This window comes from Brevundimonas sp. (assembly GCF_047617075.1).
GTDB lineage: Bacteria > Pseudomonadota > Alphaproteobacteria > Caulobacterales > Caulobacteraceae > Brevundimonas.
On sequence record NZ_JBLGCI010000004.1, the window covers coordinates 100,060 to 113,349 of the forward strand.

At 67.3% G+C, this 13,290-nt stretch carries 17 protein-coding genes; 11 read left to right on the forward strand and 6 right to left on the reverse strand.

The genetic code is table 11. From position 1 onward, the window contains the following. Window positions 1-53 precede the first annotated feature (53 nt). Window positions 54-689 (forward strand): hypothetical protein, encoded by a 636-nt coding sequence (locus ACI8U3_RS05565; RefSeq protein ID WP_415013870.1) that lies wholly within the window; start codon window positions 54-56, stop codon window positions 687-689. Between the two features lie 68 nt (window positions 690-757). Next, entirely contained in the window at window positions 758-1,429 is a 672-nt protein-coding gene (locus tag ACI8U3_RS05570) for a chromosomal replication initiator DnaA (protein ID WP_415013871.1), read from the forward strand. Between the two features lie 64 nt (window positions 1,430-1,493). On the opposite strand, the gene ACI8U3_RS05575 is transcribed toward ACI8U3_RS05570, so the two are convergent. Both ACI8U3_RS05575 and ACI8U3_RS05580 read right to left on the reverse strand, forming a co-directional pair. Further along, window positions 1,494-2,537 (reverse strand): enoyl-CoA hydratase/isomerase family protein, encoded by a 1,044-nt coding sequence (locus ACI8U3_RS05575; protein ID WP_415013872.1) that lies wholly within the window; start codon window positions 2,535-2,537, stop codon window positions 1,494-1,496. Beyond that, on the reverse strand, window positions 2,534-3,673 hold the full coding sequence (locus tag ACI8U3_RS05580; protein WP_415013873.1) for an acyl-CoA dehydrogenase family protein: 1,140 nt from the start codon (window positions 3,671-3,673) through the stop codon (window positions 2,534-2,536). Before ACI8U3_RS05580 ends, ACI8U3_RS05575 begins: the two co-directional genes overlap by 4 nt. A gap of 110 nt (window positions 3,674-3,783) precedes the next feature. Between ACI8U3_RS05580 and ACI8U3_RS05585 the strand changes: the two genes are divergently transcribed. Together ACI8U3_RS05585 and hemB are read left to right on the forward strand one after the other, a co-directional pair. Then, a complete protein-coding gene (locus ACI8U3_RS05585; protein ID WP_415013874.1) occupies window positions 3,784-4,269 on the forward strand; it encodes a DUF4870 family protein in 486 nt (161 codons plus the stop codon). 11 nt (window positions 4,270-4,280) lie between these two features. Beyond that, window positions 4,281-5,282 carry a porphobilinogen synthase gene (gene hemB, locus ACI8U3_RS05590; protein ID WP_415013875.1) on the forward strand — a complete coding sequence of 334 codons (1,002 nt, stop codon included), beginning with the start codon at window positions 4,281-4,283 and terminating at the stop codon, window positions 5,280-5,282. Between the two features lie 6 nt (window positions 5,283-5,288). On the opposite strand, the gene ACI8U3_RS05595 is transcribed toward hemB, so the two are convergent. Continuing rightward, on the reverse strand, window positions 5,289-6,626 hold the full coding sequence (locus tag ACI8U3_RS05595; protein ID WP_415013876.1) for a PAS domain S-box protein: 1,338 nt from the start codon (window positions 6,624-6,626) through the stop codon (window positions 5,289-5,291). 202 nt (window positions 6,627-6,828) lie between these two features. On the opposite strand from ACI8U3_RS05595, the gene ACI8U3_RS05600 reads away from it, so the two are divergent. From ACI8U3_RS05600 to ACI8U3_RS05625, 6 genes are all read left to right on the forward strand, one after another. Further along, the gene (locus tag ACI8U3_RS05600) at window positions 6,829-7,257 is read left to right on the forward strand and encodes a VOC family protein (protein ID WP_415013877.1); all 429 of its coding nucleotides are present in this window, start codon (window positions 6,829-6,831) and stop codon (window positions 7,255-7,257) included. Between the two features lie 128 nt (window positions 7,258-7,385). Beyond that, on the forward strand, window positions 7,386-8,018 hold the full coding sequence (locus ACI8U3_RS05605; RefSeq protein ID WP_415013878.1) for a hypothetical protein: 633 nt from the start codon (window positions 7,386-7,388) through the stop codon (window positions 8,016-8,018). Further along, window positions 8,018-8,230, forward strand: coding sequence for a helix-turn-helix domain-containing protein (locus tag ACI8U3_RS05610; RefSeq protein WP_415013879.1), 213 nt, complete (start codon window positions 8,018-8,020; stop codon window positions 8,228-8,230). Before ACI8U3_RS05605 ends, ACI8U3_RS05610 begins: the two co-directional genes overlap by 1 nt. After that, window positions 8,227-9,546, forward strand: a complete 1,320-nt coding sequence (locus ACI8U3_RS05615; RefSeq protein WP_415013880.1) for a serine hydrolase domain-containing protein — start codon at window positions 8,227-8,229, stop codon at window positions 9,544-9,546. Before ACI8U3_RS05610 ends, ACI8U3_RS05615 begins: the two co-directional genes overlap by 4 nt. Window positions 9,547-9,855: 309 nt before the next feature. Continuing rightward, entirely contained in the window at window positions 9,856-10,098 is a 243-nt protein-coding gene (locus ACI8U3_RS05620; RefSeq protein WP_415013881.1) for a hypothetical protein, read from the forward strand. 20 nt (window positions 10,099-10,118) lie between these two features. Continuing rightward, on the forward strand, window positions 10,119-10,307 hold the full coding sequence (locus tag ACI8U3_RS05625; protein ID WP_415013882.1) for a hypothetical protein: 189 nt from the start codon (window positions 10,119-10,121) through the stop codon (window positions 10,305-10,307). Between the two features lie 28 nt (window positions 10,308-10,335). Here the strand turns inward: ACI8U3_RS05625 and ACI8U3_RS05630 are convergent, their stop codons facing one another. From ACI8U3_RS05630 to ACI8U3_RS05640, 3 genes are read right to left on the reverse strand one after another with little or no spacing between them, the layout of a single operon-like run. Beyond that, complete coding sequence (locus ACI8U3_RS05630) at window positions 10,336-10,899, reverse strand: hypothetical protein (RefSeq protein ID WP_415014054.1); 564 nt, start codon at window positions 10,897-10,899, stop codon at window positions 10,336-10,338. After that, entirely contained in the window at window positions 10,851-11,714 is an 864-nt protein-coding gene (locus ACI8U3_RS05635) for an NAD(P)-dependent oxidoreductase (RefSeq protein ID WP_415013883.1), read from the reverse strand. Before ACI8U3_RS05635 ends, ACI8U3_RS05630 begins: the two co-directional genes overlap by 49 nt. Beyond that, complete coding sequence (locus ACI8U3_RS05640) at window positions 11,711-12,217, reverse strand: flavin reductase family protein (protein ID WP_415013884.1); 507 nt, start codon at window positions 12,215-12,217, stop codon at window positions 11,711-11,713. Before ACI8U3_RS05640 ends, ACI8U3_RS05635 begins: the two co-directional genes overlap by 4 nt. 126 nt (window positions 12,218-12,343) lie before the next feature. Here ACI8U3_RS05640 and ACI8U3_RS05645 point away from each other — a divergent pair, with 126 nt between their 5' ends. Beyond that, the gene (locus ACI8U3_RS05645; RefSeq protein WP_415013885.1) at window positions 12,344-13,243 is read left to right on the forward strand and encodes a flagellar motor protein MotB; all 900 of its coding nucleotides are present in this window, start codon (window positions 12,344-12,346) and stop codon (window positions 13,241-13,243) included. Window positions 13,244-13,290: the final 47 nt, after the last annotated feature.

Here is a 13,290-nt window from a genome sequence, read left to right on the forward strand (position 1 = left end):
TGCCTATCTGATTTTCCGATCGTCCGGTCCGGGCGTCAGTTGGAGCAGCACAGATGGCCCTTCGCCAACCCGCCCGCGTGGCCCTTGCGGCCCTTGCAGCCGCCTTAGCGCTCACGTCCTGCACCGAGTCGAGCGGCGTCGCCGGCGGGCCGTCCCCTGACACGCCCGCCGTCCGGCAGGAGTCGGCCGCGGACAACCAGGACCTCGCCGTCATGTTCGCGGCGGATCAGGCCGCCAGAACCGACGGCATGCCATCAGGCGGCATCGTGGGCGCAATGCCGGACGCCGAACGGCGCACCCGCACGCGGGCGCTTCTGGATGCAAACCAGATCACCACCCCTCAGGACTATTTCCACGCCGCCTTCATTTTCCAGCACGGCGACGAGCCCGAGGACTTTCTCCTCGCCCACGCTCTGGCCGTGACGGCCGTCGACAAAGGCCACCCCCGGGCTTCCTGGATCGCGGCGGCGACCCTCGACCGTTATCTGCAAAGCGTCGGCCGCCCCCAGATCTACGGCACGCAGTTCCAGCTTCGCCCGGCCGCCGGCGAAGTGACCCAGAGCGACTACGATCAGCAGCTGCTCCCTGACGCCCTTCGCGTCGCCGCGGGCGTGCCTGTCCTGGAGGCTCAGGAGAACCAACGACGCGAGATGCAGGCGCAGATGGCGCAATCATCCACAGGCGGCTGACGATCCTCCACCACCCCGTCCGGTTGCATTCTGGCGCTGTGGCGGCGCCGTTCTGATATACGGCGGGCATGACCGCCGACCGGACCGAACAGCTGAAACTGGAGCTGGAGCGCGAGACGCCGTTCCGGACGGAGGATTTCGTGGTGTCCGACTGCAACCGCGAGGCCAGCCTGACCCTGAACCAGTGGCCCGACGCGGCGGCCGGGCTGGGCGGCGGGGTGCTGTCCCTGTGCGGACCGGCCGGGTCGGGCAAGAGCCATCTGGCCGCCCTGTGGGCCGAGCGGGTGGGCGCCGTCCCGCTGCACGGGATCGAGGCGGCCCTGGCTGATCCGCTCGATCTGGAAGGTCGCCCGGTGCTGCTGGACCGTGCGCCGGACGCCGACGACGAGACCCTGTTTCACCTGCTGAATTTGACCCAGTCGCCCGGCGGCGCCCTGCTGCTGGTGTCCCGCAAATCGCCCGCCCTTTGGCCGGTCAAGCTGCCCGACCTGCACTCACGCCTCAACGCGATCCGCACCGTAGCCATCGAAGAACCGGACGAGGCGGTGCTGGCCGCCATGCTGGAGCGGGCCTTCGAGCGGCGCAGCATCCGGCCGCATCCGGACGTGATCCCCTATCTGGTGCGCCGCATCGAGCGTTCGGCATCCGCCGCCGAACAGGTGGTCGAACGCCTCGACGCCCTGCACCGCCCCGTCACCCGGCGGCTGGCGGCGCGGGTGATGGACGACCTTTCGTCCTAGAGCCTGATCGGTTGAGGTGGAATCGCCTCGCGATCCCGCCGATGCCGTGAATCAGGCTCTCGCATCAAAGCGGCGTCCACTCCTCATCGGCCGGCAGCGGCGCGAACAGCGCATCCAGCTGGGCTTCGGTGACGTCCGCCAGATCGGCCGGCGACCACGCTGGCGTATTGTCCTTGTCCACGATCACCGCCCGCACCCCTTCCTGGAAGTCATGGGTGCGCACCACGCGCCCGCCCAGCCGATACTCCATGGCCATGTTCTCGGCGAACGACCCCAGCCCCGCCCCGGTGCGGATCTGGCGCAAGGACACCTTCATGGACTGGGGCGACTTGGTCTTCAGGATCGACAGCTGCTTCAGCGCCCACTCCGACCCGTCCGCCTCCAGCGCCGCGGAAATTTCCTCCACCGTGTCGTGGGCGAACAGCCGGTCAATGGCCGCCCGGTGCTCGCTTAGCGGCGACGGGCCAGGATCGGCGGCGAACCGCTCGGCTGCCACCTTGGGATCAGTCGGATCAGCGATCAGAGCCGCCCTCAGCGCCTCCACCTGTTCCGACGGCGTGAAATGGGTGTGGATCCCCAGCGCCACCGTGTCCGCCGCCTTCAGCCGCGCCCCGGTCAGGGCCAGCCACACGCCGGTCTGGCCCGGCAGGCGCGGCAGGAACCAGCCCCCGCCCACGTCGGGGAACAGGCCGATGCCCGTCTCGGGCATGGCGTAGGTGGTCCGCTCGGTGGCGATGCGCACGTCCGCCGGTTCGCTGATCCCCACGCCGCCGCCCATAACGATGCCGTCCACCAGCGCCGTCACCGGCTTCGGATAGTCGAACAACAGATGGTTCAGCCGGTATTCCGCGTGGAAGAACGCCTTCGCCTCCGACGCATCCCCCGCCCCGCTCTCGGCGATCATGCGGATGTCGCCCCCGGCGCAGAATCCCCGCTCGCCCGCGTGGTCAATCAGCACCGACTGGACCGCCGGGTCGTCGCGCCAGCCCAACAGCGCCGCGATCATCGCCTCGCACATGCCCTTGTTCAGCGCATGGATGGCTTTCGGCCGGTTCAGGGTGATGACGCCGAGACCATTCTCGACGCGGGTGAGGATTTCGTCAGTCATTGCCGCAGCATCTCCCGCGCGGTGATCACGCGCATGATCTCGTTCGTGCCTTCAAGGATGCGGTGCACCCGCAGATCGCGCACGATGCGCTCCAGCGGATAGTCCTTCAGATAGCCGTAGCCGCCATGCAGCTGCAGCGCCTCGTCGGCGATCTGGAAACAGGCGTCGGTGGCCAGCCGCTTGGCCATGGCGCACCATTTGGTCTTCTCCGCATGGCCCGTGTCGATGGCCCAGGCGCCCCGCAGCACCATCAGCCGGGCGGCGTCCAGCTGGGTCGCCATGTCCGCCAGCTTGAACTGGGTGTTCTGGAACTCCGCCAGCGCCTTGCCGAACTGCTTGCGCGACGCGACGTATTCCTGCGCCGTCTCCAGCGCCAGCCGCGCCCCGCCCAGCGAACAGGCGGCGATGTTCAGCCGCCCGCCGTCCAGCCCCATCATCGCATAGCGGAAGCCGTCGCCTTCCTTGCCCAGCAGGTTCGCCGCCGGCACCCGGCAGTCGTCGAACTGGACGATGGCCGTGGGCTGGGCGTTCCAGCCCATCTTCTTTTCCTGCGCGCCGAAGCTCAGGCCCGGCGTATCCTTGTCCACCACAAAGGCGCTGATGCCCTTGGCGCCCTCCCCGCCCGTACGGGCCATGACCACATAGATGTCCGACGTTCCCGCGCCCGAAATGAACGCCTTGGACCCGTTCAGAACGTAGCAGTCCCCGTCCTTCACCGCCGTGGTCCGCAGCGCCGCGGCGTCCGACCCCGAGCCCGGCTCGGTCAGGCAGTAGCTGGCGATTTTGTCCATGCTCACCAGCGACGGCACATAGCGCGCCCGCAGGTCGTCCGAGCCGAAGCCGTCGATCATCCAGGTCGCCATGTTGTGGATCGAGATGAAGGCCGCCACCGACACGTCGCCCCGCGACAGCTCTTCGAAGATGCCCGCCGCCTCGACCCGGCCCAGCGCCATGCCGCCGTGCTCCTCGCCCGCATAGATGCCGCAGAAACCCATCTCGGCCGCCGCCTTCATCACGTCGACGGGGAAGTGCTTCTCCTCGTCCCAGCGGGCGGAATGGGGCGCCAGTTCGGCATCGGCGAAGGCCCGGGCGGCCTCCTGAATGGCGCGTTGATCTTCGGTGAGGGCGAAGTCCATGAACATCCCTGAGGTCTTCGCGGCTTTGCGCCGCTGTTGCGATTGGTCTATGCGGCGGCCTGAACGGCGCGTCGTCGGGGGCTGACGGCGGAATCCATGAGGAGACCCGCATGAGCGACACCGCTAATACCGGACAGGGACGCGATCCGTCGAGCGATGATCGCAACCTGGCCATGGTCGGCCACGCCCTGATGTTCGCCTCGCCTTTCGTCTTCGGCCTCACCGCCCTGATGGCCGTGGTCATCGCCTATGTGCGCAAGCCCGAGTCCGAGCCCTTGGCGTGCAGCCACTATCGCTACCAGATCCGCCATTTCTGGATCGCCTTCGCCCTGGCCATGGTGGCCTTCATCGCCCTGGCGACCGGCGTCGTGTTCCTGTTCGTGGATCTGGTCCGGCTGGTGGTGGCCAACGCGCCTGGCGACGCCTGGGAGGCGGTGGCCATGCAGGTGAACCCCGAAATGCCCGTGGTCTTCTTCGTGGGCGTGTTCGTGTTTCTGATCGCCTATGCGCTCGCCAGCCTGTGGGTCATTATCTCCTCGGTCATCGGCATGGTCCGCCTGGGCGCCCAGCAGCCCATGGGCCGCGCATCCGCCTGAAAGTCCCGGTCATGAGCGTCTTCACCCCCGCCCCCTTCCCCGCCGCGCGCCCGCGCCGTCTGCGCCGCACCCCGTGGGTCCGCTCGCTGACAGCCGAGCATGTGCTGAGCCCGTCCGACCTGATCTGGCCGCTGATCGTCCATGACGGCGACGAGGACCGCGTCCCCGTCCCCTCCATGCCCGGCGTCGACCGCCTCAGCCCCAAGGCCGCCGCCGAGGCCGCGAAGGAAGCCGCATCCCTGGGCATCCCCGCCGTGGCCCTGTTCCCCAACATCGACCCGTCGAAAAAGGACGCCGAGGCCTCCGGCGCCGTGGATCCCGACGGCCTGATCCCTGACTGCATCAAGGCCATCAAGGACGCCGCGCCCGAGATCGGCGTCATGACCGATGTGGCGCTGGACTGCTTCGCCGACCACGGCCACGACGGCCTGATCGAGGACGGGGTCATCGTCAACGACGCCACCCTGGACCGTTTGGCCGAAATGGCCTTCATTCACGCCCACGCCGGCGCCGACATGGTGGGGCCGTCGGACATGATGGACGGCCGCGTGGCCGCCATTCGTGACGCGCTGGAGGCCAACGGCTTTCAGGACGTGCTGATCCTGTCCTACGCCGCCAAATACGCCTCGGCTTTCTACGGCCCCTATCGCGACGCCGTCGGCTCCGCGAAAGCCCTGACCGGCGACAAGAAGACCTATCAGATGGACTTCGCCAACACCGACGAGGCCCTGCGCGAGGTCGCCGCCGATCTGGCCGAGGGCGCCGACGCGGTGATGGTCAAGCCGGGAATGCCCTATCTGGACATCGTGCGCCGCATCCATGAGGCGTTCCACGTGCCCACCTTCGCCTATCAGGTGTCCGGCGAGTACGCGATGATGAAGGCCTCGGCCGCCAACGGCTGGCTGGACGAGGACCGGGCGATCCTGGAAACCCTCACCGCTTTCAAGCGCGCCGGCTGCGCGGGCGTCCTGACCTATTTCGCACCGAAGGCCGCCCGCCTGCTGGGCGCCTGACCGGCGCTACAGCGGAAAGACCACTTCCACAATCAATCCAGCCGGGTCCCAGGTCCGCTTGATGGTCCCGTTTATCTGACTGACCACCCCGGCCTTCAGCACTGAGCCGAACCCTTCGCGCTTCGGCGGGGCCACTGTCGGCCCCCCGGTCTCGCGCCAGAACAGCGTCACCCGGCCGTCATCCAGCGTCCAGGTTACGGACACCTTGCCGTCAGCGCGGCTGCACGCGCCGTACTTGTTCGCGTTTGTGGCCATCTCGTGCAGCAGCATGCTGATCGGCTGAACCTGCTCGGGGGACAGCGCCACCGCAGGCCCCCGCGACTCGACGCTGTCCTTCGGGCACAGCGCCTCCAGCTCCTTCCGCACAACGTCCTCGAGCCGCCCGCCTTCCCAACGTCGGTTCGCCAGCGACGTCTGCGCCCGAGCCAGGGCTTCGATCCGGCCGGTCAGAATGGCTCTGTAGGTCTCCAGATCGTCGGCCCGCGTCAATTGCGCCAGCGATTGCACCACCGCCAGCATATTGCGCGCCCGATGATCCACCTCGCGCATCAGCAGGTTGCGAGCGCTTTCATTGCGCTTGTCCTCGCTGATGTCGCGCGCCTCGATGATCGTCCCGACCACCTTGGCGTCGTGGTTCTGAACTGGGCTGGCGGTGAAGGCGACGGGATAAAACGACCCGTCCTTGTGAACGAAAGTCTCTTCGCCCTGCGTCCCGACCTTCTCCGGAAAGCTGCGATCAATGGGGCAATCCTCGATCGGAAAGGGCCTGCCGTCGGGATGGGTGTGGTGGATCACGTCATGCAGGGGCCGCCCGGCGACCTCCGCAAAAGAGAACCCCGTCAGGTCCTCAGCCGCCTTGTTCATGAACACGCAGTGCTGCTGCTCGTTCATCAGGAACACGGCCATGGTGGTGTTGCCCAGGATCGCATCCAGCCTGGCCGAGATGTCGCGCAGCTCGGACTCGATCCTGCGATAGCTGGAGACGTCCTGAATGGCCGCATAGAAGACCTTGTCGCCGCCCTCGTCGAACATCTGGAGCTTGACCGAGACGTTGTAGTCCGTCCCGTCCTTGCGACGGTGGACCGTTTCGAACTCCAGCCGCTCCACCGCGCCCGTTTGCAGCGGATGGACCATCTCCAGAAACTCAGCGCGTGATATGTGCGGCTTCAGATCCCAGGGCGTCAGGTCGTAAAGCTCATGGATCGAGTAACCGAGGTTCTCCCGCGCACCCTTGTTGACGAGCCGAAAGCGAAAGTCCCCATCGGAGAAGATGTAGACCTCACTGGCTGCTTCTTCGACGATACGCCCGAGGCGATCGCTGGTCAGACCGATTCCGCTGGCCATGCTCTGAAGTTCCGCCTCGAAGGGGTTTGACGCTCCGCCCATTCGTAAGGGAGTCGGCGATCACGTGACAGTCACATTGCGCCCCCCGGCGACGAACAGGCACGCACAGAGTCGCGCTCTCGGTCGGCGGAGCCTGTGATGCGGCTCGAAATTGTCACCGATCCGCGCCATCCTCCTTCCGGGCGGAGGAGGAGCAACAACCATGAAGATCGTGACCAGCCTCAGCTTTCGCGGCCAGTGCCGCGAGGCCTTTGAATTTTATGCCGATGTCCTCGGCGGAAAGATCACCGCCGCCATGCCGTACGGCGAGGGCGGCCCCGACATGCCGGTCAAGCCCGAGATGAGGGACTGGCTGATGCACTGCTGGCTCGAGGTCGGGGACCAGGCCCTGATGGGCGCCGACATGGACATCGAATGGGCGCCCAACATCGACAAACCGAAAAACGGTTTCGACGTCACCCTGCACAGCGACGACATCGATCAGGCCCGAGGCTGGTTCGACGCCCTGTCCCGGGGCGGCAAGGTCGTCATGCCCTTCGAGCCGACCTTCTGGTCCCCCGGCTTCGGCTCCTGCATCGACAGATTCGGGGTGCCGTGGATGGTCAATACGGGCGGAGAACCTGAAGACTGACCGCAAGCCGCGCTAGGGGCGACGGGCCCGTCTAGCGGCCTGCCGCAGTCCGAACTTTACGTAACACATAATATTTTTGTTGAAAGACATCACCTCGTCTGGCACACCGCCGGCCAGGGAGCATGTCAATGTCTGCACGCGTTCTATCCATCCTTCTGTCACTCGCCCTGGCGGCCGCTGTCGTCATGTCGGCGATCGCCCTGGCTTTCGCGGTGGTGGCGCCTCTTGTGGGTCAGCCGCTGGACGCGGGCTTCTCCGTCGCCTGCGCGACTCCCGGCGCCCCGCCCTGCTCTGTTGAGCCGGGGACGGACGGCGCCCGTTTCACGCTGCACGAGGGCGAGCTGACCCTGACGTCATCCTCACTCGCCGCGACGCTGCTGCGCGTTCTGGACGTGGCCCTTACCGGCGGGTTCTGGATCGCCCTTACAGGGCTGCTGCGGCGATTCACCCGCCACGCCTCGGGCGGGCGACCATTCACCCCGGCCACGGCCCGTCAGCTGACGTGGACGGGTCTGCTGCTGCTGGCGTTCCCGCTTTGGGAGCTCATCCGCTCGGCATTGTGGCAGCTGATCGTCCTCATGGAACAGCCCCTGTCCGGGCGCCTGATTCACACCTTCGCGGCCGCGCCGGCGCCGGACGCCATAAGGCTTCTTCCAGAGTTCTCGCCGGGACTCGCCGTGGCGGGCCTCGTTCTCCTGGTCATCGCACGGGCGTTCGCCGTGGGCGTCGAGGTGCAACGCGACAGCGATGAGATCGTGTGATGCGGATGGTCATCCGGATCGACGAAATGATGGCGCGTCGAAAGATGTCCCTGAACCAGCTGGCGGAAGAGGTCGGCATTTCCACGACAAACCTGTCCCTGCTGAAAAACGGGCACGTCAGGGGCGTGCGATTCAACACCCTGCTCGGCATCTGCCGCGCGCTCGACTGCCGCCCCGGCGATCTGCTGGACATCGAAAAGGACGAAGAATGACCCGGTTTGCGATGAAGAGCGGCGGGGCGATCCTCGCCCTGGTCCTGTCCTGGGGCTCGGCGACCGCCGCTGACCTTGATCTTCCGCCCGCCGTTGAGGCGAGCGTGCGATCTGCGGTGGATGACGGGGGACGCATCGGCGTGGTGCTGGGATACTCCCGCGACGGCGAAACCACCTTCTTCGGCTACGGATCGACAGCCCTGGATCAAGGCGCCCCGGTCGATGCGGACACCATTTTCGAAGTCGGATCAGTCACCAAGGTGTTCACCGCCGAAATGCTGGCTGCACGCGTCCTGCACGGCGCGGTGACCCTGGACACCCCCCTCGCCGCCATCTGGCCCGACCGCCGGATCGACCCCGCGCTCACCCTCGCCGATCTGGCGACCCACCGGGCGGGTTTGCCCAGAAACATCCCCGCCGCAGCGCTGACGAACGGCGATGACGACTCGCTGCTCGCCGCGCTCGACGAAGTCTCCGGCGCACAGGGCGCATCATACTCCAACGCCGGAATGGCGATCCTCGCCCGCGCCCTGGTGGTGGAAAGCGGTCAAACCCTGATGACGCTGCTGGAACAATCAATCACCGGTCCGCTCGGTCTGGACAGCACAGGCTACCGGGTCGTCGACCCGGAACGCCTGGCCCGCCCGCATATCGGCCAATCCGACGTCAGCGCGACAAGGGTCCAAACCGCTGCGATCGCTCACGGCGCCGGCGGCCTATATACGACGGCGCGCGATCTGATGATCCTTCTGGAGAGCCACCAGCCAGATCCGTCCGGCGCCATCGACACTCCGGCCGATCTGGCTCTGGCCGGCGTTGACGGCGTCCCTCTGGGCTGGCGCGTTCACGAGGGGAACGGCTCGCGCATCCTTCATCACGGCGGAGAAGCCGAAGGCTATCAGGCGTTCATCGGCCTGAACCAGAACACAGGCGTCCGGGTCGTGCTCCTGGCCAACTCTTCCGTTGAGGATGATCTTCAGCAGATCGCCCTGCACCTTCTCGATCCGCAGACGCCCCTGCCCTCGTTCCAGCAGGCTCAACCCGTCGCCGCATTCGACCACCTGACAGGAACCTATGAAATCGAAGGTGAGGAAGACGGGAGCAGCATCACTCTGGTCAACCTCGGCGATGGGCTGGGCTATGTCGAAACCGGTCCTGACGGCGCCGTCGTTCGGCGTTCCAGACTTGAGGCCGTCGGCCCGGCGGAGTTCCGTCTCCGGGGCACACCGATCATCATCCGCTTCTCCGGGGCCGACCCGGATCGCGCCCGGTTGATCGTTGGCGATCAGCAGCTGAGTCTTGTCCGCACTGATTAAGCCGGCGCGGAGCCGCGCCGCCTGCTTTCTGCGCCTCGCCCGGGCAAGACGGCTGGCGCCGCCGGACCCCTGAGCGGATCGCCGAACGGCGGAACGCACCTCCGACAGATCAACGCGCTTCAGTTGACGGTCCCCGCCGATTGGATGGGGCCGCGCCCACCGCCGCGTGCTACGATGAGCCTCACTCAGGGATGCGCGGAAATGAAAGAGTCCAAAGGCAAGCCGAAGAAGGTCCAGCCGCCCAAGGCCAACGCCTCGAACCCCAGCCTCAAGGGGCTGCCCGAAGGGCCTGCGAAGCCGAAAAAGTAGATGGCTGTTGAAACCGTCCACATCGTCCAGGGCTACGTGGCTGGAAAAGGCGGCGGCCTCAGGGCCGAACAACAGGTCGGCTGCAAGACGGCGGAAGAGGCCCGGCGAAAGGCGGAACGGCTGGGGCCGCTGAGGGTCGGCGTCGTCGCCTTCTCCGTTTCCGCCGACACCGAACTGGGGGATTACGACGAAGCCCCGACCATCCTCTTCAAATCCGGGCGCCTGCCCCACCCCTTTGACTGAAGCCTGACGCCGGAGCCACAGTGACAGAAGACCAGACCGTCGAGGCCCTGCTCGACATCATCGATTCAGAGCGCGCCGAGAACCGCGATCTGAGCGCCCAGCTGACCGTCCTCGGCCTGGCCGAGCGGACCGGCAAGAACGGGTTCCGTCCAACCAGCGCCGGCTGGAACCTGCTGGGCGAAAAGGGCCGCAAGCACCGCTACGCCTGATCCGGCGGAGCAGGCCGACCAGACTTTGTCAGCGCGCCGCACGTCGCTTCATCTTGGCGGCAGGCTCTGGGGGCTTCGACAGACGGGCGATGCGTTCCAGCTCGATCACCGCCTCCACCTGGCGGGCTCGCCACTGGGTGGCGAAATAGTAGAGCATCTGCAGCATCAGGAAGAGGATCAGCCCGGTCCCGATCCACCCCATCGCCGTGACGAAGTCTCGCGTATATTCCGGCGCGCCTTGCAGCCCGGCCACGAACAGCGAGCCGGGCACGGTGATGTAGAACAGGGCCGCCATGCGCCAGTGCGCCTCGTTGCGGCGAGCGTTCAGCTCAGCCAGACGGGCGAGACGCTCAAGCTGCAGGTCCGGAACACTATTCAGCATCGCGAGCGCCCGGCGCCCCGACGGCATGGTCCGCAGGGTCGAGATAACATCCACGCCGTACCAACCGTATCCCGAGGGCGAATAGATCAGTCGCCAGAGCAGGCTGCGAAAGCGGAACGTCTTCGCCAGCGCGCGCCACAGCGGCCACACGGCCTCGGGGGCTAGCGGGTCTTCGTTTGCAGCCGCGCCGCCAGACTGGATGTGTCCCACCGATTACCCCCCATGGCCTGAACTTCTGAATAGAACTGATCTACCAGCGCCGTCACGGCCAGATGGCTGCCGTTGGCGCGGGCCTCGTCCAGCACCAGGCCCAGGTCCTTGCGCATCCAGTCCACGGCGAAGCCGAAGTCGAACTCGCCCTTGGCCATGGTGGCCCAGCGGTTGTCCATCTGCCACGACTGGGCCGCGCCCTTGGATATCGCCGCCTGCACCGCCTCGGGCTCCAGTCCGGCGTTCTGCGCAAAGTGAACCGCCTCGGCCAGCCCCTGAACCACCCCCGCGATGCAGATCTGGTTGACCATCTTGGTCAGCTGCCCCGACCCGGCCGGTCCCATCAGGCGCATGGCCTTGGCGTAGGCCGCCAGCACCGGCTCGACCCGGGCGAAGGCCGCCGCATCGCCGCCCGCCATGACCGTCAACTGGCCGTTCTCCGCGCCCGCCTGTCCCCCCGAAACCGGGGCGTCGACGAAGGCCCGCCCGCCCTCGCTGGCCAGCGCCGCCATCTCGCGCGCCACCGTGGCAGAGGTGGTGGTGTGGTCCACGATGACCGCACCCTCCGCCAGATGCGGCAGCGCCTCGCCCACCACCTGACGCACGTCGTCGTCATTTCCCACGCACAGGATGAACAGCTCTGCCCCCGCCGCCGCCTCGGCCACGGTGGGCGCAAAATTCCCGCCCGTCCGCTCGGCCCAGGCCCGCGCCTTGTCTGGCGAGCGGTTGAAGCCGGCCACATCGTGCCCGGCCTTGGCCAGATGCCCGGCCATGGGTCCGCCCATGACGCCCAGTCCGGCGAATGCGATCTTCACAGTCCGTCCTCCCCGATGCGGCCGTAATGTCCCCGGAAGAACACCAGCCCGTCTCCGCCCTCGGCCGCGAAGCTCTCCACCTCGCCCACGATGGTCACATGGTCGCCCATGGGAATGCGCTGAGTGGTGCGGCAGTCCAGCCGGGTGATGGCGTGCTTCAGGCGCGGCGCGCCCTCGCCCGCCCGCTCATATTCATCGTCCCTCAGCACGCAGTCGCCCCGCGCGAAGCGGGCGGCGATGTGCCGGTCCTCGGCGCCCAGCACATGGATGCTGAACCGCTGCGCCGCCTCGAACGCCTTCCACCGCTGCGAGCTTTCGTCCATGCACCACAGCACCAGACGCGGCTCCAGCGACACGGAGGTGAAGCTGTTGATAGTGACGCCCAGCGGCCCGTCGGCGGTGTCCGCCGTCACCACGCACACGCCGGTGGCGAAGCCGCCCAGCGCCCGGCGATAGGCCACGGCTTCCGGCACGTCGTCTTCGGTCTGGGGATCGATGGTCACGCGGTCTCCACGGTCGGCTCACCCGGACCTAGGCGGCGGGCGCGGCGGTGGCAACCGTCCCGTTTCGGGAAACTCCGCCTTAACCTCATTCAGGCAGGGTCCGCTCACCATTGCGGGGTGCGTTCCATGTCCATGAGCGATCGTCCGATCCTCATCAAGAAGGTCAAGAAGAGCGGCGGCCACGGCCACCACGGCGGCGCGTGGAAGGTGGCCTATGCCGACTTCGTCACCGCCATGATGGCCTTCTTCCTGCTCATGTGGCTGATCAACACCACGGACCCGGAACAGAAGCGTGGCATCGCCGAGTATTTCGCCCCCGCCAGCGTTTCGTCCACAACCAGCGGCTCTGGCGGTATTCTGGGCGGCACGGCGCTGGGCGACGACGGAGCCCAGGGCTCCGGCTCCCGCTCGGTCATCGAACAGCTGGCCCCCGAAGCTCCCGAACAGGTCGAGGACGCCGGCCAGAGCAGCAATCTGGCCGCCGCCACCGAGGCCGAGCTGCGCGAGGAGATCGCCCGCCGCGAGGCCCAGGAGTTCGCAAGCGCCGCCGCCTCCCTGCGCCAGGCCATGCAGGACATGCCCGAGCTGGCCGAGCTGTCGCGCCACCTTATAATCGACCAGACGCCCGAGGGCCTGCGCATCCAGCTGGTGGATCAGGAGGGCCGCTCCATGTTCGACAACAGCTCGGCCCAGCCCAACGAGCGCGCCCGCGTCCTGCTGCGCGCCGTATCCCGGGTCATCAACCAGCTGCCCAACCGGGTCACCATCACCGGCCACACGAGCGCCGTTGCGGGCCAGCGCCGCGCCAGCGCGCCGGGCGACTGGTCGCTGTCCTCAGCCCGCGCCGACGCCTCGCGCCAGCTGCTTCAGGGCGCCGGCGTCGATCCGGACCGGGTCTATCAGGTCTCCGGCAAGGCGGGATCCGATCCCCTCTATCCGGACGACCCCACCCTGGCCGGCAACCGCCGCATCTCCATCGTGCTGCTGCGCGAGGCGCCGGTGTTGCCCTCGGACACCAGTCTGTGAAACCCCGGCCCGCCTCTCGCGCGAAGGCGCTTGCGGCGGGCGGCGAT

Coding starts and splice junctions, on each gene's coding strand:
- ACI8U3_RS05565 (WP_415013870.1), top strand. CDS start 54: ATGGCCCTTCGCCAACCCGCCCGCGTGGCCCTTGCGGCCCTTGCAGCC.
- ACI8U3_RS05600 (WP_415013877.1), top strand. CDS start 6,829: ATGAAGATCGTGACCAGCCTCAGCTTTCGCGGCCAGTGCCGCGAGGCC.
- ACI8U3_RS05645 (WP_415013885.1), top strand. CDS start 12,344: ATGTCCATGAGCGATCGTCCGATCCTCATCAAGAAGGTCAAGAAGAGC.
- ACI8U3_RS05605 (WP_415013878.1), top strand. CDS start 7,386: ATGTCTGCACGCGTTCTATCCATCCTTCTGTCACTCGCCCTGGCGGCC.
- ACI8U3_RS05585 (WP_415013874.1), top strand. CDS start 3,784: ATGAGCGACACCGCTAATACCGGACAGGGACGCGATCCGTCGAGCGAT.
- ACI8U3_RS05620 (WP_415013881.1), top strand. CDS start 9,856: ATGGCTGTTGAAACCGTCCACATCGTCCAGGGCTACGTGGCTGGAAAA.
- ACI8U3_RS05595 (WP_415013876.1), bottom strand. CDS start 6,626: ATGGCCAGCGGAATCGGTCTGACCAGCGATCGCCTCGGGCGTATCGTC.
- ACI8U3_RS05580 (WP_415013873.1), bottom strand. CDS start 3,673: ATGGACTTCGCCCTCACCGAAGATCAACGCGCCATTCAGGAGGCCGCC.
- ACI8U3_RS05570 (WP_415013871.1), top strand. CDS start 758: ATGACCGCCGACCGGACCGAACAGCTGAAACTGGAGCTGGAGCGCGAG.
- hemB (WP_415013875.1), top strand. CDS start 4,281: ATGAGCGTCTTCACCCCCGCCCCCTTCCCCGCCGCGCGCCCGCGCCGT.
- ACI8U3_RS05615 (WP_415013880.1), top strand. CDS start 8,227: ATGACCCGGTTTGCGATGAAGAGCGGCGGGGCGATCCTCGCCCTGGTC.
- ACI8U3_RS05610 (WP_415013879.1), top strand. CDS start 8,018: ATGCGGATGGTCATCCGGATCGACGAAATGATGGCGCGTCGAAAGATG.
- ACI8U3_RS05575 (WP_415013872.1), bottom strand. CDS start 2,537: ATGACTGACGAAATCCTCACCCGCGTCGAGAATGGTCTCGGCGTCATC.